Here is a 21,130-nt window from a genome sequence, read left to right on the forward strand (position 1 = left end):
GCAATGCCGCATAACAGCGGAAACAATCTTCTCGACACAACCTCGGCCCAAGCCGAATTACCGATTGGGCCGCCTAAAGCGGCCTTTCGTCGTTTAAAGGCACAACGCAGAACAAAACGTATGCAAGGAAAGCACACAGGTCTTGGCCGGTGCCCTCCTTACAGGAGACAAAACCTAAAGGTTTTGCTCCGGCACAAAGCTTCACAGCTAAGCTGTGACGATACCGCGCAAACAACTCGTTTGCGCTTGGCGCGGGGTGGAGCAGCCCGGTAGCTCGTCAGGCTCATAACCTGAAGGCCGCAGGTTCAAATCCTGCCCCCGCAACCAAAAATCCCCATTCGAACCCAAAAGATATCGCTGGCGGGAAGACTTCTTCTTCCCCGACGATGTAGCTCCTCGGCCTAAACCGAGCCACTGAGGAAACTGTCTCCCCAAGGGGTTCTGGCTGCCGTTGTATTCACGGTCATGACGAATGAAGGACGTGTAAGTTTGGATCGTCAGGCATAGTCGACGGCATGGGAGAGCCCTATCGTCGCCGCCTGATCGGGAGGAAAACCGTAATAGGACGGCGGCGGCAGTGTTCTCCATCGATTGCTATCGGACCGCCGAGCTGAAGTGGCTGCGGCATTCGCGAAACGCTGAATGTGGGCAGAGCTTCGTCCGTGTCGAGGCTCTCGGGTGTTCGCTGGCCGGGATAGAGAACTTTGTCGATCGTGGTCATATTGGGCTCCTTAAACTGGCCGCCCGATGCGGCGCTGTTTACCCCCTTGTTCTGACGCATCGGCGTATCCGGCATATTTCTCAAAACTGCTCAACTGTATCGCAACCTAGCCGCAGGACGTGGGCCTTCTTCATTGTGAGTGGAATCAGCGAAAGCTCACCTCGGCTGCGAGCCCGCCGCCAAGCCGATTATAAAGCCGCACGGACCCGCCGATGGTCGCTGCGAGCTGCTGGGCTATCGCAAGCCCAAGTCCAGTTCCGCCGGTGTCACGGTTTCGCGAAGTCTCGATCCTGAAGAATGGTTGCATGGCACTATCCAGCATATCGGGAGGTATTCCCGGTCCGCGATCCAGCACGGTCACGATGACATTTCCTCCATCGCTTCGTCCGACAGAGATTTCGGCGCTGCCGGCAAATTTGATGGCGTTGTCTATGAAATTTGTCAGGATTCTGCGAAGCGCATGCGGCTTCGTAATCGCTATACCTTGCACAACACCGAGCACCGAGACGGCCTTTCCAGTGTCCTGATAGTCATAGGCGATGCTGTCGATGAAGGAGGCTAGGTCGATGCGAGACGTCTTCTCTCCACTACCATGGGAGCTACGCGCGTAAGCGACACCATCCTGCACGAGCCGTTCTATCTCGCGCAGATCGCTGACGAGTTTTTCCTTCTCCGGAGTATCATCAGCCATATCGGCGCGCAGCCGCATACGCGTGATCGGTGTCTGCAGGTCATGCGAGATCGCTGCAAGGATCTGTATCCGCTCCTCCAGATAATGCGCAATCCGGTTGCGCATGGCGTTGAAGGCACGGGTGGCATGGGCGACTTCGGTTGGTCCACCCTCGCTCATCGGTGCTCCCTGCTTACTCGGATCGAGTGCCTCTGCAGCTGCTGACAGAACGCTTAAAGGGCGGATTGCCTGCCGTACCGCAAACCATGTGCATAGAAGCAGAAGTGCCATTTGCGCAGCAAAGACATAAGGCAACCACTCGGCAAGCGGCATCACACCACGAGGTGTAACGTCGATTGTTAGCGGCGCGCCATCAGACAGTGTTAGATGAGCTTGAAGTCTTTTGCCGTCTCCCGGGATGGATTGAACCTTGAGAGGGAACTTGTGACCGGCGGCCTCTTCGATCCGTTCTGCAATTTCCGCTCCCCGGCCGGACATGTCGGACACGCCCGGAAGGCCTGGACCAAGAACAAGCCGGTAGTTACCGCGGCTCAGGCGATCGACCCAGTTGGATCTCTCTTCGGCGGGTAAGCGATCAATGACAGCGATAGAGGTCGCCAGATCGCTTTCCAGGGTGCCAAGCATCACGGCCTTGGCCGACATGTAGCGTTCTGCAAACAAAATGCTGAATGACAGGCCATAGGCAATGGCAAGGCCAGCAAACAGGATCAGGAAAAGTCGAGATCGCAGCGAACGTGGCCAGCCTACGATGTGGTGATGCCCCCTGCTCATGCCCTCGGCTCCGTTATCTCGACGGGAGCCGCGAAGACATAACCTTCGGCGCGCACCGTCTTGATATAGGTCGGTTCGCGGGCGTCGTCGCCCAGCCGTTGGCGTACGCGGCTCACCAGGAGATCGATCGATCTGTCAAAGATCTCGGCATCACGCCCCTGGGTGAGGTTGAGCAACTGGTCGCGATTCAGAACACGCTGAGGGTGATCTATGAAGACACGTAACAGACGGTATTCGGCACCGCTAAGCGCAATCTCGGTCCCGTCATTGTCGATGAGGTGGCGACCGATGGTATCGAGACGCCAGTCGCCAAACCTCAAAAGTTGACCGGCCTCACTGATTTGAAGGTTTGGCGGGAGCATCCGGGTTCGGCGCAACACCGCCTTTATCCGGGCAAGAAGCTCGCGCGCCGCAAATGGTTTCAACAGATAGTCGTCGGCGCCCATTTCAAGTCCGATGATGCGGTCCATTTCGTCGTCACGAGCAGTGAGCATGAGAACCGGTGTGGCTTTATGCTTGCTGGCCCGCAATTCGCGGCACAGGACTAAGCCGTCATCGCCCGGCATCATCACATCGAGCACGATCAGATCGACCGTATTGCCCTCCAGGAATGTTCTCATCTGTCGACCGTCGGCCGCCAGCGATGCCCGCAAGCCGTTCTTTTTAAGGTAGCTTGAGACGAGTTCCCGGATTTCTCTGTCGTCATCGACGACAAGAATATGATCGATGTGTTCCATTGGAAGCCTTCAATTTCCCAAGGTCAAGAAGAAGCCCGCGACAGCGAAACTTACCGGGCCGATCCAGTAAGATAGCTGTTCGCGGGTCTCGGCAAGCTTAAAGCTTGGCTACGTCCAGAACGGCCTTGGCAAAAGCTTCAGGTGCTTCCTGCGGCAGATTGTGGCCGATGCCACCGGCGACATCGCGATGTTCGTATTTGCCGGAAAATTTCGACGCATAGGCGGACGGAGCGGGATGAGGCGCGCCATTGGCATCGCCCTCCATGGTGATTGTTGGTATGGTGATTACCGGAAGTTTCGCAAGCTGACTCTCCAAAACATCATATTTTGCTTCACCCTCTGCCAGAGCAAGCCGCCAGCGGTAGTTGTGGATGGTGATGGCCACATGGTCTGGATTGTCGAAAGCAGACGCGGAGCGATTAAAGGTCTCATCGCTGAACTTCCAGGTCGGCGATGCCGTTTCCCAGATTAGGCGGACAAAGTCGAGGGTGTTGGCGGCGTAACCTGCACGGCCGCGTTCCGTTGCGAAATAGAACTGGTACCACCAGGAAAGCTCTGCCTTGGGAGGCAGAGGCTTCTTGTTAATCTCCTGGCTGCCGATGAGGTATCCACTCACGGAAACCAAAGCCTTGCAACGTTCGGGCCAGAGAGCAGCCATGATGTCGGCGGTGCGCGCTCCCCAGTCGTAGCCTGCCACGACGGCTTGTTTGATCTGCAGCGCATCCAGAAAAGCAATCATGTCCGAGGCGAGTGCTGCCTGTTGGCCATTGCGCGGCGTGTCATCGGAGAGAAAGCGGGTCGTGCCATAGCCGCGCAGATAGGGGATGAGCACCCGATATCCTGCCGAGGCGAGGATGGGCGCGACATCGACATAACTATAGATATCGTAAGGCCAACCATGCAGCAGCAGGATAGCCGGACCGTCCGCGGGGCCGGCTTCGGCGTAGCCAATGTTGAGAACGCCAGCGTCGATCTGCTTCAATGAGCCGAAGGACGTGTGCGCCCCTGTCATGGATGGTGCTGAAGTCGCTGTGGCGGGCGTTTTGGCATTGGCCAATCCGGTGGCACCGAGTTCGACGGCTGCAACTGTCATGGCTGCAACGCCGAAGAAACGGCGACGCTGAAGATCAATCTGAGTGCTCATGGGGTTCTCTCCGATCCGTGTTGATATGATCGGCAAAAAGCCTGGCGCATGTATCTTCGATGTGTCTTGAGCAAATCCATTGTGAATGCTTCTGTAACAGGCAGCTCCTTAGATACGCTTTGATACAATTTTCTCGCCTCCATGAGAGTAGGCGCTACCTGCTTGCCCCGCATTTTGTCCAAGCGCCCCTTCTACATTCGAATACAAATCCAGCCGAGACCGGACACACCCGAGATACGCGAGATCCGCACACTGGCAACATTGCTGGTCGCGCCATCGCCGCCCAGAGCCCTAAATCTTCTTTCAAAGGAAAAGATGATGACGCTCGTGATCATTGCCTATCTTGGAGGGGCGCTGACCATCCTCAGCCCCTGCATCCTGCCTATCCTCCCCTTTGTCTTTGCGCGTGCGGGACAATCATTCGTCCGCAGCACACTGCCTATGCTCGCAGGCATGGCGGCCACATTTGCCGCCGTTGCTACGCTGGCCGCGGTTGGGGGCAGCTGGGCAATCAACGCGAATGAATATGGACGTCTTGCCGCCCTAGCATTGTTGGCCGTCTTCGGCGTAAGCCTTATCTCACCCCGTGCGGCGAGCATCGTCACCCGACCGGTCGTTGAGTTGGGTAACCGTCTGGCCAATGCCACCGGGAGGCCCGGGGCTATTCCGACTATCGCAGGCTCTCTGATCCTGGGAATTGCCACCGGTCTTTTGTGGGCGCCCTGTGCGGGGCCGATCCTTGGTCTGGTGCTCACGGGCGCAGCACTCAAGGGGGCCAATCTCGAAACAAGCTTGTTGCTTGCCGCCTATGCCGGCGGCGCAGCCACCTCGCTTGCAATAGCCCTATTACTTGGAGGCAAGGTTTTTGCGGGTTTGAAGCGATCCCTCGGATTTAGTGAGCGCGTCCGCCAGCTTCTCGGTGCAGCTGTTCTTGCGGGTGTTACGGTTATCGCACTTGGACTGGATACTGGCGCTCTTGCGCGGCTGTCCTACTCCAGCACCACGTCGTTCGAGCAAGCCGTTCTTGATCGTTTCCACGCAAATCAGGATGCTGAACCCGCAACTGAAGTCGCGAGCAATTCGAGTGCTCTTCCGTCGAGTGCCACCCCGTTCACATCGGGACTGCCTGTCGAAGGTCGCGCACCATCCCTGGATGGGGCCGTTGAGTGGCTGAACTCGACACCGCTCACTACCGAGCAATTGCGCGGCAAGGTCGTGCTCGTCGACTTCTGGACCTATTCCTGCATCAACTGCATTCGAACCATTCCTTACGTCCGTGCCTGGGCGGAGAAATATAAGGATCAGGGACTTGTCGTAATCGGCGTCCATGCTCCTGAATTCGCCTTCGAGAAAAAGGTCGACAATGTCAAGCAGGCCATCGGTGACTTCAAGATTGAATACCCGGTCGCCGTCGACAACGATTACAGGATCTGGCGCGCCTTTGATAACAGCTACTGGCCGGCGCATTATCTGATCGATGCAAAGGGGCAGATCCGGTATCATCACTTCGGTGAGGGCAATTATCTACAGACTGAGCAGGCCATCCAGGATTTGCTGCGTGAAGCTGGCAGTGCCGCAGCTGAAAGCGCACCGGTCACGCCAGAGGCAAAAGGTGCGGAGGCCGGCCCGGACCTGAAGCACATCCGCTCTGGCGAGACCTATATCGGCTACCGACAAGCTGCCGGCTTTGCATCGAATGAGAGCCTGCGTGCAGACCAGTCCCGCGACTATTCCGTCGCGACCCCAGGACTGAATAAGTGGGGGCTTTCCGGCATCTGGACGGTCGGCGCTGAAGCCGCGGCACTCGACGGTCCAGATGGCGGGATCACCTACAAGTTCAATGCTCGCGACCTGCATCTGGTGCTTGGGCCGGGTGCAGTAGGTAAGCCCGTTCGGTTCCAGATCACGATCAACGGTCACCCGCCCGGTGCGGATCATGGCGCCGATACCGACGTGGACGGCAACGGCATCGTCACGTCGACTCGTCTTTACCAGCTCGTCCGTCAGTCCGGCGTGATCGAAGCCAAAACCTTCGCCATTCGCTTCCTCGATCCTGGTGTGCAGGCCTACGCCTTCACCTTCGGCTGACGCTGCTTAATCACATTCGGAAACCTTAAGGAGAACCCTATGAAACGGCTCTTGTTTACGCTTGCTCTCGCTTTCTCAACCAGCATCATCGCCACCGCAGTTCAGGCTGCGGAAGTGAAAAATATCGTCATTGTTCATGGCGCGCTTGCCGATGGTTCCGGTTGGCGCAAAGCCACCGAAATCTTGGAGCGCCGAGGCTTCAACGTCACCATCGTGCAGGAACCGATCACGTCGCTTGCTGATGATGTCGCAGCGACCAATCGGGTGCTCGATCTTCAGGATGGTTACAGTCTGCTCGTGGGCCATAGCTACAGCGGTATGGTGATCTCGGAGGCAGGCAAAAGGCCGGATGTGGCCGGACTGGTGTATGTTGCTGCATTCCAGCCCGAAAAGGGCGAAAGCCTGCTCGACCTTGCGGGATCAAAGCCACCCGCAGGAAACTCGATCAAGCAGACCAGGGACGGGAAATTCCTGTACTTGGATCCCGCGGCCTTTGCGCAGGATTTTGCTGCTGATCTGCCTGGGGAGGATGCGGCCTTCCTCGCGAAAAGCCAGGTCTTTGCCGCCAAAAATGCCTTTGCGGCAAAGGTGGGTGAGCCGGCATGGAAGACGAAAAAGAGCTGGTCAATTGTCGCAACTCAAGATCGCTCGATCAACCCGGAGCTGGAGCGCGATATGGCCAAACGCGCAGGCAGTCAGGTCACGGAAATCGATGCAAGCCATGCGGTCTTCATGTCTCAGCCGGAGAAAGTAGCAGCTGTGATTGAAGAGGCAGCTCGCCAATCCGCGAAGTAGCGGTGAACATTAGGAGAAAACTCGGCCGCCCTTTTCGGAGCGGCCGAAAGATCAGTCGTTGAAGAGGCGTCGGTCAATCCCTGAATAGAAATGTCTCGTCGTGCCTGACCATCAAAAATGGTTCCATCATAGGCCTTTTGCCGGCCGGAACAGAACCTCCGAGAACATAGGCAAGCCTTGCTCGCAATAACTCTCGTTAGACAGTGATCCGGCATTTGGCAGAGCGGCCTCAGCGCGGACATAAACCGGGCGCGTGCAGCCCGACACTCATTCTGCTTCGTGTACAGAACCGATGTCAGTCGATCAAGAATCGAGATAAGCTAGGTCCACGCCCAGTTTCACGATTGCATTCCGAAGGTTTCACCCGCCGTGGCTGGAAGATATTGGCGCAAAACATGGAGTGTCCCAGAGACGGCCATACGTCGTCGGAAGGGGTAATTCGCCGGCTTCCAATTTGCACAGCGTGGTTTTACTCGCGTCATTGCGACCGACGTGGCCGCCGCGTTCCTGACCGAAACAGAGGTTAGTATCATTGAGGACAGGCCGACCGTCAGGCCTCGATCATGAAAAGTGAGACAGGGCAATCGGGTGAGGGATGGGTATGATATCCCCGGTATGGCAAAACTGTTCGGCTTTGTGATCGGGATCACGTCCATGACGCCATATCCTACAGGCGTTGCCCAGAGCAGAGCCTCACGCTCGAAAAACGGCATGATCTTGTCAGCTGTCAGTGAGCATAGCGTGTGAAGACGTAGTCGTGATCCTTCACATTGCCCACGTGGCACGCAAGACAGGTCTCATGCTGCGCAACGTCAACCGGCTTGCCATTTACAAAGCGGCCAAAGCCCCAACCATGGCTGTCTGGGTATTTCTTCGAGTCCTTGACCATAACCTGAACCGTCGTCGGAGCTCCGGGCACTGTTGCCGGCGGAAATTCGGTTGACTGTTGTCGCTTGTAGGCGAGCTTCACGAGGACAGAGCCATCCGAAAACGGCAGCGCTCCCTCCTTGTAGGCCTCGACTGCAACATCGTTTGCCAGGACGGCGCGTAACTCATCCAGGGGAGGCGCTTCCTGCGCAGGCGCGATGAACTTCCAATCCCGGTAACCCTCGGGAAGCGTGACACCATATATTGGCGACGCATTCTCCGGCTGAGGTTCCGCGGATGCTACGTAAGATGCAGCCATGCCTACGCCTGTGATCGTCAATGCGATCGCAACGAAAAGGGAGCTCTTCATGATAAACCCTACCTGCTGACAATGATGAGGCAGTTATTACCCGAAGGGTGTCTGGGTTATTTCATAAAGGCACTTTTATGTATCGCACTGTAGTTGCGTTGTAACTGTTCGCCATCTGTGGCCGCCGGTTCGAAGCGGAGCAACGTTAATGTGGTTCGATTTGACCCGATCTCGCCTTTTCGACGAGACCGGATTTTATTCTCAGAGGACGCTAACGTTCTCAGCCTTCGACTTTCCCGTCTTCCGGTCTTGGCCCACGTCGTAGCTGACCTTTTGACCATCGCTCAGGGAAGCGCCGAAGCCTACAGCCGAGATGTGGACGAACACATCCGGTCCACCACTATCCGGGCTGATGAAGCCGAAGCCTTTGTCCTGAGCGAAAAACTTTACTGTACCAGTTGCCATCTTATCCTCTTGGGTTGAAAGCGCCGAAAAGGATTAGCGATCGCACAGGCTCCCAGCAAGGCATGTTCGGTCCGCAGCCACGTGGGTGGGCTGAGACGCAGGTACACTTCATCCTGTATATACTTAGACACCTTTCAGGAAATGAGAGCCTAGGCGACGATGCAAGGTGTGTGCTTTGGATTTCGAGTTGAGATGATGTGTTGCCAGTCATTGGTTCCTCCATGGTTCAGGTAATGACCCGACCAAGTCTGGCAAATCCTGTTAGGCGACGACCTTATGCGATTGCTGAAATTGTCGTGCAATTGCGAAGTTCAATCAAATCACTGGAGCTTTTCAGAAGTGTTATGGATGAGGAACTAAGCGCGTCAATGATGTAGTGTCCGACCGATCTGAGCTAGGCGTGCCGAGAAAAGCGCGAGCCGGTACATCGTTCATATTTCGGATGATGGGCTTCTCGATGCACAGCCGGCGGCGGGTGAACGTTGGTATTTAGCGTTACGTTCGCAAGCTTTCTTCCGCGGTAAGATATCTCACTGAAAAATTTCTATATTCTTGCCGCCGTTCTTCTCAGGGTCCCAGGTTCGGCTCCTTTCAAAAGTGAAGGAATTTACAAGTCTCCCTGTGTTCAGGCCCCCGCAACCAAAAATGCCGCCTTCAAGGCGGCTTTTTTGGTTGGTCAAAGCTCGAGGATTTAACCACTAATCAGGACCCGCAAGGATCCGTAGCCGACAGATGGCTTCGAGACAACGTGGTCGTCGGTTCCTCTCCCATCAAGACCAAAAAGTTAGCGCCCATCCGTTCCGTTTCTACGGCCCACCGCTAGTTTTATAAGGCCTTGAACGCGGCCGATGATCTCTTGCTGTCCAGGTTCTGGTATCCCAAGGCCACCTTTTCTAGCGCAGCAATCGTGCCGATCGTGGCGGAATCGAAAACCGGTAGCTTCAGCTTTGCTGTCAGTGCGCCGGCCAGGGCGTGACCACCAAGATTGGTGCTCCAGATAAGGATCGCATTCGGTTGCGCGGCCGTGAGCTCTTCAGCCAGCCTCGAGATCTCTGCTCCTGAAACCCTTGATGCCTCGAAATTGTCTCGTATGCCAAGATCGCGCCGCGCCACGATAGCGATCCCTTGCGTGGCGAAAGTATTGACGAGCTGCCCTCCTTCCTGTGCGTCTCCCTGTTGCAACAAACCGATCCGGGTCAGACCAAGGGATTTCAGCAAGGCAGGTGTTTCCAACGCCGTGGTGGTTGCAGCAACGCCGGTCTCCGCCTCTATCAGCGCGCAAAGCGTTCGATCCGGCTCGAACCCGAGAAGCGCACCGCGGGTGGCATTCCAGAGGATGATGCCGGGTCTTGCCTGGGCCAGCATGGCTGCAGACTGCAGGAACGGGACCAGATTATATCCGTCGGCGGGATGCCCATCATAGGGTACACGGGCAAAACACGCGTCGACGCCGGGATAATCATGGAGAATCGATTTCGTGACGCGTTCGACGACGCGGTTCGAGGATGGCAGTATGATGCCGATGGCTGGAACAGTCATACTCATCAGGATGTCACTGCTCCCGCACGATCAGGGTGCGTTCGGCAGACCAGTTTGCGGTCCAAATCTGACCTGGCTGGGGAGGCGAGGCTCCAATCGCCTCAATCGGCAGTGCGCAGACGAATTCAGATCCAGCCATTTCCAGCCATACGGAAAGTGTCTGCCCCTTGAACACGGTTCGCAGCACGCGGCCGCTTCGTGCATTGATGGCTTCCGTCGCCTCTCCGGTAGCTGAAAGACGGACGCTTTCTGGACGGATGGCGACAACGGCCTTTTCGCCGATACCAAGCTCCGTCGCTACAAGACTTTCAAATAACTGCCCGGAGGCAGATTTAAGGGTCGTTTTGCCATCATGTTTGCCGAGAATGGTCGCGGAGATAAAATTCGACGTGCCAATGAAGTCGGCCACGAAATGCGACGATGGCCGCTCGTAGATCTCGCGGGCCGACGCCGCCTGCTCGATGCGACCGCCGCGCATCACGGCGATCTGGTCGGCCAGCACCAGCGCCTCCTCCTGATCGTGGGTGACGAGGATGGTGGTGAGCCCCAACTCATTGCAGAGCTGACGCAGCTCGATTTGCATCGCCTCACGCAGTTTCTTGTCGAGCGCCCCGAACGGTTCGTCGAGCAGCAGGACCTTGGGCCGGTAGACGATGGCGCGGGCAAGGGCTACCCGCTGCTGCTGGCCGCCGGATAACGCTGATGGCATGCGATCTTCAAAGCCGGTGAGATGGGTGAGCGCCAGCGCCCGCTTTGCCCGCTCAGCCGTCTCCGCCTTTTCGACGCCACGCATCGACAGGCCAAAGGCGACGTTTTCCAGAACCGTCATATGCGGAAACAGCGCATAGTTCTGGAACAGCATGCCGAGATTGCGCCGATGAACGGGAAGGTCAGTGATCGGCCTGCCATCAATGGCGATGTCGCCCGCTGTCGGTTGAACCAGTCCGGCGATCATTCTGAGCGTCGTGGTCTTGCCGCAGCCGGACGGGCCGAGCAGAGCCAGGATCTCGCCGCTTCTGGCTTCGAGATTGATATCGCTCACCACCTGGTTTGCGCCGTAGCTGCGGCTGATGCCACGCAGCGTGACACTGCCGCCTTCGGTTTTAGAGATGCTTGCCGGGTTACTCATAGACCGTCTCCATCGATTGATACTGGCCGGCCGATGAACAGGATCGGCCGGCTGGTTGAAGGTGGTCTCAGACCGAGAAAATGCCGTTCATCTTTTCGGTCCAGGCCGAACGTTTGCCGTTGATGAACTCCCAGTCCGGCGTGAACAGGCCACGCTTGTCCATTTCCTCGACCGGATAGGCGATGTATTTCAGGGTTTCTTCTGAAAACTCGATGCCGGAGACAGGTGGGGCAGTAAGTGCGAACTCGCTAAAAGCCTTCTGTGTTTTGGCTTCCAGCATGCGGTTCATGAAGGCAACGGCGACGTCCCTGTTCGGGCCTCCCTTCACCAGAACCTGGCAGTTGTTGCCGGCAAAACTGCCTTCCTTGGGAAAACTCATCGTCACCGGAGCGCCCTTGGCCGTGTAGGGATAGATATATTTCGACAGTTCCAGCAGGCCGATATCAGCCTGGCCCTGAGCCACTTCGTTGGCTGCCTGTGGACCGTTGTCGAAGAGGTTCATGATGTTCGGCTTCAGCTCTGCAACTTTGTCGAAGCTGTCATCGACCAGATACTGGGCCTCTGAAAACGGCTTGCCGGATTTGACCGCCGCGGCGACGATCAGGAAGAAGACAGAAGGCGTGTTCTTGGGGCTGACCAGTTTCAGCTTGCCGGCATATTCCGGCTTCCAAAGATCTGCATAGCTTGCCGGCGGGTTGACGGAGGAATTGTGGAACATGCTGCCGACCGAGATGGCCAAGGCGCTTGCCCAGCCGTCGAAACCGAAGCGCGGGTAGAGGTTGGCGAGCGCCGGCATATCACCCTTCGGCATCTGCTCGATCAGACCTTCCGTCTTGCATATCGGAATCGCAACGTCGTCGATGAACATTACCGAGAACTTCGGATTGTCTTTGGTGGCGCGCATCTTGCCGACATTGGCAAGTGTGAAGCCTTCCTCGGCGGTCACCTTGGCGCCGAAATCCTTTTCGAAGTCCGGGATGATTTTCTTCTTGACGAATTCTCCCTGCGAGCCGCCCCAGATGCCTATCTGGATTTCCTTGCCTGCGGCCCAGCCGTTGCGCACGAAGCCCATCGGGGCTGCCAGGGGTGCGGCGATGGCGGTGGCACCTAGCGCGAGTTTACCGAATGTGCGCCTCGAAATATTGGTCATGTCATTTCCCCTTTTTGTTTAACGATTGGTTTGCTGAGTTTAAGGCGGCGAATGTGCAGACGGATTAGCTGGCGAGCCTGGCAAGGCTGATCCCGAAGACTTTCTCGATGACGAGCACGAGAAGAAGCGCAAAGAAGATCATCAGCGAGGCAATGGCCGCGATCGACGGGTCGAACGAGCGTTCGATCACCGTGTAGAGATAAAGCGGGATCGGGAAGTGATTGCCGTCGGCCAGCCACATCGAGATCGGGTAGTCGTCGAAGGAGACGATGAAACAAAAAATGCCGCCGGCCAAAATGCCTGGCCGCACTTGCGGCCAGATGATCTTTGTCGCCACCACATGGGGTGCTGCGCCGAGAACCGAGGCGGCATCCTCAAGATTGCGGTTGGTCAGCACAAAACTCCCCGAAACGGAGCGGATGACATAGGGCAGGCAGATTACCGTATGGCCGATGACGAGTTGCAGCAGGGTAGCTCGCGACCCCATTATCGAAAACAGCTGCAGCAGTGCCACACCGGTTACGATCAGCGGCACGATCAGTGGCGACAGGATGATGCCGAGCACCGCATCCTGGCCCGGAACCTTGAAGCGCGTCAGCCCGATCGCACAGGGAATGCCGAGGATCAGCGACATGATGGTAACAATACTTGCAAGTTCGAGCGAGAAGAGGAAGCTTCCCTGAGCCTCGGGGTTGGTCAGCACCGCCGCATACCATTTCAAGGTAAAGCCCTGCGGCGGGAAAACGATATAGGCTGTGTCAGAGATAGACATCAGAAGCGGCACTACGAGCGGGGCCACGACGATCACGAGGACGATTGCAACGACAATCTTCAGGAGTGGGCTGACGGTCTCGGTCATCGGGCGGCCTCCGTCCAGCGAGCAAAGCGCCGGTTGACGATTTTCAGGAAAACGAGGTTGACGGCCAGTACCATGACGATCAGCAGCGTCGAGATCGCAGCGCCGAACGGCCAATCGTTGAGCGTCAGGATCTGCTGCTCAATCAGCGTACCGAGCAGCGGCGAGAAATTGCCACCAAGCACCTGCGGCGTCACATAAGCGGCCGAACTCAGCGAAAAGACCAGCGAAGCGCCAACGGCAAGACCGGGCAGGCTAAGGGGCAGTATCACCTTCAGAAAGACACGCAGTCTGGTTGCGCCGGCAACCCGTGCTGCTTCCTCGACGCTACGGTCGATGCGAGCGATTGCCGAGGCAAGCGGCATGACCATGAACGGCAAGTAGACGTGGACGCAGGCGATCAGCACCGCCCATTCGGTGTAGAGCAGAGCCGGTGGGTGGGGGATGCCGACCTGCTTCAGCGCCCAGGCGAGCGCACCGGTCTTATTGAGGATCGTCTGCCAGCCATAGGAGCGCACGACGACATTGACCAGCAGAGGCGCAAGGATAGTGATGGTGACTAGCCTTGCCAGCGAAGGGCCGCCGCGACTGATCGCGATGGCCAGCGGATAGGCGAAGACCGCAGCGCAGATAGAGGTCAGCAAGGCTACTCGGACCGTCCGGGCCAGAATGCGGAAATATAGGTCGGAGGAAAACAGCCTAGTGTAGTTTTCGAGCGTGAAACCTTCGACCGTGACGCCATCGACCACATGGGCGGAAAGGCTGCTCGCGATCATCGATACGACCGGCCAAATAAACCAGACGCCAAGGAACAGGAGCGCTGGCAGGACCAGGAAAAAGCCCGTGTAGCGCGTCGATGAAAACCGCGACCACGCTTCCTCAACAAGCCGCGAGAACTTCGTATTGTTCTCCCGAGCGCCCGAGAGCGCGCCGTCATTGGGGAGGGGGTCAAGCGGTATCGTTCCATTCACGCTCTGCATCCCGTTTCTCCTTGGATGGAGCGCTCACTTGCGATCCCCGTTGTCATCTTGATCGTGACAATCAGCGAATTTTCCGTTGCCGTCCATCGGAGAATAAGCAATCATGCATTCGAAAAATTAGTATGGATTGAAGGTGTCGATATGCGTGGTTCGCTGGTTCCTGCGTCGCTGCGTTACGCCGACCAGGTGGCCCGCTCCGGATCCATCCAGAAGGCTGCAAAGGAGCTGAACGTTGCGGCATCTGCCATCGACCGGCAGATACTGCTGCTGGAAGAGGATCTTGGCGTCGAGCTTTTCGAGCGCATGCCGCGAGGCATGCGACTGACCGCCGCCGGCGATGCACTGATCGCGCTTGCCCGCCGCTGGAAGAGCGACGAACGAAAGGCAGCAGCCGATATCCGACAGCTTCAGGGTATTCATCTAGGACATCTGCGGCTGGTAGCAATGGATAGTCATGCCAACGGCTTCCTGCCGCTATTCATCGAAAAACTGGCGAGTTCCCATCCGCGAATTTCACTCGAAGTCGAAATCTCCAGCCCCGACGACGCCCTTTCGGCACTCATGGCCGGCGATGCCGACATTATCGCAGCGTTCAACTTGTCACCGAGGCGCGATGTGCATGTCCTGTGGAGTGCCGAGCTTCCGCTCGGCAGCGTGGTGTCACCTCAGCACGAGCTGGCGCGGGCTAAGACTACCAGTTTGCAAGAAGCAACGCAGCATCCGATCGCCCTGCAGAGCAAAGCGCTGTTCATTCGCCGTTATCTCGATGCGCGCTACGGATGGCTGTTTAACGATCCCCAAAAGGCGGTTGTCACCAACTCGCTGCAACTGGTCAAGCAACTTGCTCGCAGCGGTCGATACATCGCCTTCACATCGGAGCTCGATGCTGCGCCGGAAATCCTTGACGGCTCGCTCGTCTTCATTCCCCTGCGCGACAAGGGCGCCGAACCTCAGACAGTGAGCCTCGCAATAGATGCCCGCAAGCCGCTATCGCGAATAGGCCGCATCGTTTCTGAACTGCTGCAGGAGGAGATAGCCCAGTGCTTGGGCCGTGTCAGAATGCGGTCTGCCTAAGGTTCATGCTTCCATCGGAATTGCATGGTCGGCGGTTCGCATCGCTTCAAGAGCTTAGCCCCCTAGCTGTTTCAAGCCGTGAAGAACTCTTCTCCTTCTACATAGTCGGTGACCCGGCGGACTTCACGAATGATGGTATCCGCCAGGTGTCGGGCTGCCGGCGACAGATCACGTTTTTTAAGGCGGATCAGTGACATGGCACGTCGAATATGGGGTTCGTTCAACGTCATCACCCGTGCGATCACCGGTGGATGTTTGGCCAGCCGCGTGCTCGGCTGGACTGCAATCCCGAGCCCGGCTTCTGCCATGGCGATGATCGTCTCGGCCTGAATGAACTGATACCGGTTTGTCTCGACCAATCCATTGTCATGCAGAACCTGGTCGACGATGCGACGCATAGCCGTCTGCGGGGCAGGCAGGAGTATCGGGAACCGGGCGATTTCCCTCCAGGTTATCACCTTTCTAGCCGGATCGACAAAGCGGGGGTGAACCACGGCGTGAAGCGGCTCGACCAAAATGGGGCTGAATTCGAAAGTCGGGTCGGTGCCATGGGGACCAATGGCGAAATCGACTTCCTGCTTGCGTAGCGCGGCGTAGAGATCGGTTGAGGTCAACTCCCGGATTGTCACCGCCACTTCCGGAAACTGGCTGACGAACTGCGTTAGGATAGGAGGCAGGTGGACGGATGCTACATGGGAGGAACTGGCGAGTGACAACTGTCCGCGCTTCAGATCCGCGGCCTCGCGAATCTCGCGAAGCCCATGGAGGATCTCGAAATGGGCCTTTCTCAGACTTTCCTGCAGCTTGGCGCCTTCTTCCGTCAATTTGACGCTGCGTGTCGTACGCTCAAAAAGCTTAACCTGAAGTTGTTCTTCCAACTGACGGATCTGGACACTCACGGCTGAATGGGCGCGGTTCAGCTTCTCGCCGGCAAGCCGAAAGCTTCCTTCGCTTGCCACGACGAGAAAGGTCTGGAGCAGCCGCAGATTGACGTCGTTGATCGTATCCATCGGCTCTCCGATTGGTCTTTCTACCATACCAATCGGTATCATTATTATACTTGCTTTGCCACCGTTGGCGGGTCCAAAGTTGTCAAACCGCAATCGGGAAGGGATTGCCGGTATCGGCTGGAGGGCCGAGGTTCAAATCGGGAGGAAATATCTTGGACACGAATGAAACCCACAGTGGCATCAAACGGCGCACGCTCTTGGCATGTGGCGCAGCTCTTGCCGCAACACAGCCATTTGCGTCAGGCCTCGCGCACGCCAGTGCCTATCCGAGCGAGACCATTAATTACATCGTCGCCTTCGGCGTCGGCGGCGGCAGCGATATCGTCGCGCGCACGATGGCCAAGGTGATTGACGAGAAGAAGCTCATTCCGGTCAAGATGCTGGTGGAAAACCGGCCGGGTGGTTCGGGTGCGGTCGGCTATTCCTACATCAGTTCCCGTAAGGGCAATCCCTATTATCTCGGCGGTGTCGGCGTCAGCTTCTTCACCACGCCGCTGCTTGGCAAGATGCCGCTGAGCTACAAGGACTTTACCCCGCTCGCGGCGATCGCGCGCTCACCTTACATCCTGGCTGTGCTTGCTGATTCCAAGATCAAGTCGATCGACGACCTCAAGAGCGCCAAGGGACTGACAATCGGTTCGGCCGGCGCTGTGTCGGATCCGGCACTTCTGTCACATCTCCTCAACAAGGAACTCGGCAGCTCGATCAAGGTCGTGCCATATGACGGCGAGGGCGAGGTGATGGCGGCGGTGCTCGGCAAGCATCTCGACCTTCTGTTCGGCAATCCAAACGAGATCCTCGAACAGGTCAATGCCGGCAAGATGCGGGCCCTTGCCGTCACCTCGGCGGAACGGATGGAGTCTCTTCCCGAGGTGCCGAGCTTCAAGGAACTGGGGCATGACATCGTCCATACCCAGCTTCGCGGCATCATCATGCCCAAGGATGTTCCGGCGGAAGCGGTCTCCTATTGGGAGGGCGTGATGAAAACCGTGTCGGAAAGCCCGGAATGGCGCAGCCAATATGTCGACCGGTTCAACGAAATACCGCTCTTCCTCGACAGCAAGCAGTTCGGCGAGGAAATCGTCGCAACCTCGCAGCGCTACGAGACGCTGATGCGCGAGCTCGGTCTAATCAAGTGAGATTGGCGGCCCCCGATCAGCTTGGGGCCGATAGTCACAGAAGAATTCAAATACTCTACGCTTGGGAGGCGCGGCAGGTGATACCCTTACGTTCATTCGATCTTGGTCTTTCCGCGATCTTCGGCCTGCTCGGCCTCTACATGATCTGGCAGGGAAGTGGCTATGGCTATCAAGAGGGTTCCGTGCCCTCGGCCGGCTTCTTCCCCGTCTGGATCGGGGCGGGGCTGGCCCTATTTTCCGCACTCAATTTTCTCAAGGTCATCAGGCAGTCCGATTTTCTCGGCAGCGTCGAGCGGATGGAAGTGGTCAGGGTCGGGCTGGTCAGTCTGGCACTGGTCGGTTTCGTCCTGCTCTCCGACTTTATCGGCATGCTGGTGGCCTCCGTGCCGCTGATGATTGCCATCGGCTGCATATTCGGGGCCCGCGACGCCCGCTCGATTGCGGCCGTCAGTGCCATCGCCGTCGGTATGGCCTTCATACTCTATCTCGTGTTTGGCGTAGTTCTCGCCATCCCGCTGCTCTGATCCCTGAAGAAGAGACGATATCATGCTAGAATCATGGCATTTGCTTGCCGAGGGATTGGTCGCAGCATCGCAACCCTCCGTTCTCGCCGCCATCATGGTCGGCGCCATCATCGGCCTATTCATCGGAGCCCTGCCGGGGCTCGGGCCGACCGCCGGTGTGGCAATCCTGCTGCCGGTCGCCGTCAGCTTTGACGGCACGGCGGCGATTGCAGCACTTGGAGCCGTCTATTACGGCGCCCAATATGGTGGTGCGGTCACCGCAATCCTGCTCGGCATTCCGGGCGATGCGTCCGCCACGATGACCGTGATCGATGGCCACAAGCTGGCGCGAAACGGCAAGGCCGGCGCGGCACTCGGATTGAGTATTGCAGCCTCCTTCATCGGCGGCCTGATCGGCCTAATCCTGCTTACCGCTTTTGCCACCACCATCGCCCAGGCCGCGATCGCCTTCGGGCCGATCGAGATGACTGCGCTGATGATCTTCTCGCTGTCGCTCGTCAGCGTGCTCGGCGGCCGGGATCTCAACAAGGCGATGATGTCGCTGTTTGCTGGCCTCTTCATCGGCACGATCGGTCTGGATCCGATGGTCGGCCTGCCGCGCTTCGATTTTGGTGAGGTCCGGCTGTTCGACGGTATCGAATTCTCCATCATCGCTGTCGGCCTGTTCGGTCTGGCGGAAATGTATGCCACGCCGCCTTCGATCGGTAAGCCGGAGGAGAATAACCGGTTCCGCTTCCGTGAACTCCTGCCGGATGTGCGCGGCACGCTGCAATGTTGGCGTGAACTGGGCTCGGGCTCGCTGATAGGCTTCTTCATCGGCATCCTGCCGGGTGCCGGCGCGACCGCCGCCACGATGATCTCCTACGCCTTCGCCAAGCGTACCTCGAAACATCCAGAACGCTTCGGCAATGGCGCGATGGAAGGTGTTGCAGCGCCGGAAGCCGCCAATAACAGCGCCGCCTATGGCAACATGATACCGATGTTTGCGCTCGGCATTCCAGGCTCCGGCACGACGGCGGTGCTGATGGGCGGCCTGCTGATGATCGGCCTGCAGCCCGGCCCGATGCTGTTCCAGACACAGTCGGAATTCGTCTGGACCATTTTCGGCAGCTTCTACATCGGCAATCTGGCGCTGGTCGCGATCACCATCGTGCTGACCCCGGTGCTCGCCACCTGTGCCTTCGTCCGGCCGAGCTACCTGTTTCCGGCGGTCATCGCCATCATCGCGTTCGGCATTTTCGGCATCAACAATTCGATGTTCGAGGTGGCTCTGGTGATCGGCTTCGGCGTCCTGGGTTATCTGATGATGAAGCTGGATTACCCGCCGGTACCGCTGGTACTCGGAATGATCCTTGGACCCATCCTGGAGCGTGGCATTCGCCGCACCCTGGTCGCTTCTGACGGAGATGTCGCCGTCTTCTTCCAGAGCCCCATCGCGCTGGTGATCCTGCTGATCACCGTGGTGCTGCTGGTCTCGCCCTGGCTGTTCAAGAACCGGGCGGGCAAGGAACACCAGATGGACGAGCCGCAGGCCAAGAAAATCGGCTGAGGCGGTAAAGGGCGATCTTGTCTCTCGGATCGCCCGGGCTGCCTGACCACACCGCATGTTCATTCCGGATGCAGGCCCATCGCTGCGCGTCGCTATTCAATGCGGCCTGGCGGCAGGTCCGCAACCTCCAGAGCGTCACTCGGCGCGCATGAAAAGGATACTTAAAACAATGGTATATCACCATCTTTACGCAAATTTCGCCAAGGTTTCCGAAGTACGGGTCGGCATTATCGGTGCGGGCAATTATGGCACTGCCATCGTCACCCAGGCACCTGTCACGCCGAGGCTGAATGTCGCTGCCGTCGCCGACATTTCGATCGATGCCGCGCGCGGTGCCTATGAGAAGGCGGGCTTCGATATGGCCAAGGTCGCCTATGCCGGTACGGCAGAGCAGGCCAAATGCGAGATTGCGCGCGGGAATTCCATCTTTACCGACAAGCCGGAACTCATCGGTTCCATCGCTGCCGTCGATATCGTCTGCGAGTGCAGCGGCGTGCCGGAGGCGAGCGTGAAATATGCCGTGCAGGCGATCGAGGCCGGCAAGCATGTGGCCATGGTGACGAAGGATTGCGACGTCGCGGTCGGCCCGATGCTGAAGCGCCTGGCGAAGGAAGCAGGTGTCATCTACACGCCGGTCGATGGCGACCAGCACGGGCTGCTGATTCAGTTCTACGAATGGGCGAAATCTGTCGGCCTGACGGTGATTTCCGGCGGCAAGGCAACCGATGGCGAATTCGTCTATGACGAGGCTGCCGGCACGGTCTCGATCAAGACCGACAAGAAGATTCATGAGCCCTATGTCGAGACGGTTGCCGTCTCCGATGAGGATCGCAAATGGCTCGCCATGATTCCCGAAGGGCAGGCCGCCGAATATGTCGCAAGACGCAAGGATATTCTGGCGCGCCTGCCGCAACCCGGCGCTTATGATCTCTGCGAAATCACGGTCGCGGCCAACTATACCGGCATGAAGCCTGCCGTCGACACGCTCGTCCATGCGGCGCTGCGCATTACCGAGATCCCGGTTGCCTATGCGGAGATCGCCAATGGCGGCCTTTTCGGACAGGTCGATACGATCGACCTCGCCACCTGCCTCCGGCGCCCGGATGAATCCGGGCTCGGCGGCGGCGTCTTTCTTGTCGTCCGGTGCGACAACGCCTATTCCAACCATGTCCTTGTGACCAAGGGCCAGATCCCGAACTATGACGAGACGACGGCGGTCATCTATCGGCCCTATCACCTTTGCGGCGTCGAGACCTCGACCTCGCTGCTGATGGCGGGCCTGCTCGGCATCGATACAGGATCGGAGGATTACCGGCCTCGCTACGATCTCGTCAAAGTCGCGGCACGCGACATCAAGGCGGGAGAGGTCTTCGGCAATGACCATAGCCCGATGTTGAAGGCCCGCATCGTTCCGGCGGTGCCCGTCGCGCTTGAAAACCCCGCCTGCGCCCATCTTCTGACCGGCAATCGCGCCAAGGTGGATATCCCAGCCGGCACGTTGATTACCTATGACATGGTGGAGGAGCCGCAGGCCTCGTCGCTTTGGGAGATGCGCCGGCTGCAGGACCGCACCTTCTTGGCCGGGCAGTGA

19 protein-coding genes and 1 tRNA gene are annotated in these 21,130 nt (G+C 57.9%); 8 read left to right on the plus strand and 12 right to left on the minus strand.

The annotated features are described in order from the left end of the window. Positions 1 to 250 precede the first annotated feature (250 nt). A tRNA-Met gene (locus HNQ72_RS15515) sits at positions 251 to 327 on the plus strand. Between the two features lie 199 nt (positions 328 to 526). Here the strand turns inward: HNQ72_RS15515 and HNQ72_RS15520 are convergent. From HNQ72_RS15520 to HNQ72_RS15535, 4 genes are all read right to left on the minus strand, one after another. Then, positions 527 to 721 (minus strand): hypothetical protein, encoded by a 195-nt coding sequence (locus tag HNQ72_RS15520; RefSeq protein WP_183993166.1) that lies wholly within the window; start codon positions 719 to 721, stop codon positions 527 to 529. Positions 722 to 866: 145 nt separating this feature from the next. Then, positions 867 to 2,183 carry an ATP-binding protein gene (locus tag HNQ72_RS15525; protein WP_183993167.1) on the minus strand — a complete coding sequence of 439 codons (1,317 nt, stop codon included), beginning with the start codon at positions 2,181 to 2,183 and terminating at the stop codon, positions 867 to 869. Next, positions 2,180 to 2,920: a response regulator gene (locus HNQ72_RS15530; protein ID WP_183993168.1), complete on the minus strand. Its 741-nt coding sequence runs from the start codon at positions 2,918 to 2,920 to the stop codon at positions 2,180 to 2,182. The genes HNQ72_RS15525 and HNQ72_RS15530 overlap by 4 nt, the downstream gene beginning before the upstream one ends. Before the next feature lie 97 nt (positions 2,921 to 3,017). Beyond that, complete coding sequence (locus HNQ72_RS15535; RefSeq protein WP_183993169.1) at positions 3,018 to 4,064, minus strand: alpha/beta fold hydrolase; 1,047 nt, start codon at positions 4,062 to 4,064, stop codon at positions 3,018 to 3,020. A 315-nt stretch (positions 4,065 to 4,379) separates the two neighbouring features. Here HNQ72_RS15535 and HNQ72_RS15540 point away from each other — a divergent pair, with 315 nt between their 5' ends. Continuing rightward, positions 4,380 to 6,152 carry a cytochrome c biogenesis protein DipZ gene (locus tag HNQ72_RS15540; protein ID WP_183993170.1) on the plus strand — a complete coding sequence of 591 codons (1,773 nt, stop codon included), beginning with the start codon at positions 4,380 to 4,382 and terminating at the stop codon, positions 6,150 to 6,152. A 39-nt stretch (positions 6,153 to 6,191) separates the two neighbouring features. Beyond that, positions 6,192 to 6,947, plus strand: coding sequence for an alpha/beta fold hydrolase (locus HNQ72_RS15545; protein ID WP_183993171.1), 756 nt, complete (start codon positions 6,192 to 6,194; stop codon positions 6,945 to 6,947). A 727-nt stretch (positions 6,948 to 7,674) separates the two neighbouring features. Here the strand turns inward: HNQ72_RS15545 and HNQ72_RS15550 are convergent. The 7 genes from HNQ72_RS15550 to HNQ72_RS15580 form a co-directional block, all read right to left on the minus strand. Next, positions 7,675 to 8,184 (minus strand): cytochrome P460 family protein, encoded by a 510-nt coding sequence (locus HNQ72_RS15550; protein WP_183993172.1) that lies wholly within the window; start codon positions 8,182 to 8,184, stop codon positions 7,675 to 7,677. A gap of 201 nt (positions 8,185 to 8,385) precedes the next feature. Next, positions 8,386 to 8,589, minus strand: coding sequence for a cold-shock protein (locus tag HNQ72_RS15555; RefSeq protein ID WP_183993173.1), 204 nt, complete (start codon positions 8,587 to 8,589; stop codon positions 8,386 to 8,388). 825 nt (positions 8,590 to 9,414) lie between these two features. Beyond that, complete coding sequence (locus HNQ72_RS15560) at positions 9,415 to 10,134, minus strand: aspartate racemase/maleate isomerase family protein (protein WP_183993174.1); 720 nt, start codon at positions 10,132 to 10,134, stop codon at positions 9,415 to 9,417. Positions 10,135 to 10,141: 7 nt separating this feature from the next. Then, the gene (locus HNQ72_RS15565; protein WP_183993175.1) at positions 10,142 to 11,257 is read right to left on the minus strand and encodes an ABC transporter ATP-binding protein; all 1,116 of its coding nucleotides are present in this window, start codon (positions 11,255 to 11,257) and stop codon (positions 10,142 to 10,144) included. Between the two features lie 67 nt (positions 11,258 to 11,324). Further along, on the minus strand, positions 11,325 to 12,407 hold the full coding sequence (locus HNQ72_RS15570; RefSeq protein ID WP_183993176.1) for an extracellular solute-binding protein: 1,083 nt from the start codon (positions 12,405 to 12,407) through the stop codon (positions 11,325 to 11,327). A 64-nt stretch (positions 12,408 to 12,471) separates the two neighbouring features. Further along, entirely contained in the window at positions 12,472 to 13,266 is a 795-nt protein-coding gene (locus tag HNQ72_RS15575; protein WP_183993177.1) for an ABC transporter permease, read from the minus strand. Next, entirely contained in the window at positions 13,263 to 14,243 is a 981-nt protein-coding gene (locus HNQ72_RS15580) for an ABC transporter permease (RefSeq protein WP_183993178.1), read from the minus strand. Before HNQ72_RS15580 ends, HNQ72_RS15575 begins: the two co-directional genes overlap by 4 nt. 141 nt (positions 14,244 to 14,384) lie before the next feature. On the opposite strand from HNQ72_RS15580, the gene HNQ72_RS15585 reads away from it, so the two are divergent. After that, positions 14,385 to 15,317, plus strand: coding sequence for a LysR family transcriptional regulator (locus HNQ72_RS15585; protein ID WP_183993179.1), 933 nt, complete (start codon positions 14,385 to 14,387; stop codon positions 15,315 to 15,317). Positions 15,318 to 15,388: 71 nt separating this feature from the next. On the opposite strand, the gene HNQ72_RS15590 is transcribed toward HNQ72_RS15585, so the two are convergent. Next, on the minus strand, positions 15,389 to 16,327 hold the full coding sequence (locus tag HNQ72_RS15590; protein WP_183993180.1) for a LysR family transcriptional regulator: 939 nt from the start codon (positions 16,325 to 16,327) through the stop codon (positions 15,389 to 15,391). A gap of 152 nt (positions 16,328 to 16,479) precedes the next feature. Between HNQ72_RS15590 and HNQ72_RS15595 the strand changes: the two genes are divergently transcribed. The 4 genes from HNQ72_RS15595 to HNQ72_RS15610 all read left to right on the plus strand — a co-directional run bounded on the left by HNQ72_RS15595 (position 16,480) and on the right by HNQ72_RS15610 (position 21,130). After that, positions 16,480 to 17,466: a Bug family tripartite tricarboxylate transporter substrate binding protein gene (locus HNQ72_RS15595; protein ID WP_244654503.1), complete on the plus strand. Its 987-nt coding sequence runs from the start codon at positions 16,480 to 16,482 to the stop codon at positions 17,464 to 17,466. 77 nt (positions 17,467 to 17,543) lie between these two features. Next, positions 17,544 to 17,990, plus strand: a complete 447-nt coding sequence (locus tag HNQ72_RS15600) for a tripartite tricarboxylate transporter TctB family protein (protein WP_183993181.1) — start codon at positions 17,544 to 17,546, stop codon at positions 17,988 to 17,990. 22 nt (positions 17,991 to 18,012) lie between these two features. Then, positions 18,013 to 19,539, plus strand: a complete 1,527-nt coding sequence (locus HNQ72_RS15605) for a tripartite tricarboxylate transporter permease (RefSeq protein ID WP_183993182.1) — start codon at positions 18,013 to 18,015, stop codon at positions 19,537 to 19,539. Between the two features lie 169 nt (positions 19,540 to 19,708). Further along, positions 19,709 to 21,130, plus strand: a complete 1,422-nt coding sequence (locus tag HNQ72_RS15610) for an NAD(P)H-dependent oxidoreductase (RefSeq protein ID WP_183993183.1) — start codon at positions 19,709 to 19,711, stop codon at positions 21,128 to 21,130.

The sequence above is a fragment of the Aliirhizobium wenxiniae genome, from assembly GCF_014201355.1.
In the GTDB taxonomy this organism is placed as follows: domain Bacteria; phylum Pseudomonadota; class Alphaproteobacteria; order Rhizobiales; family Rhizobiaceae; genus Neorhizobium; species Neorhizobium wenxiniae.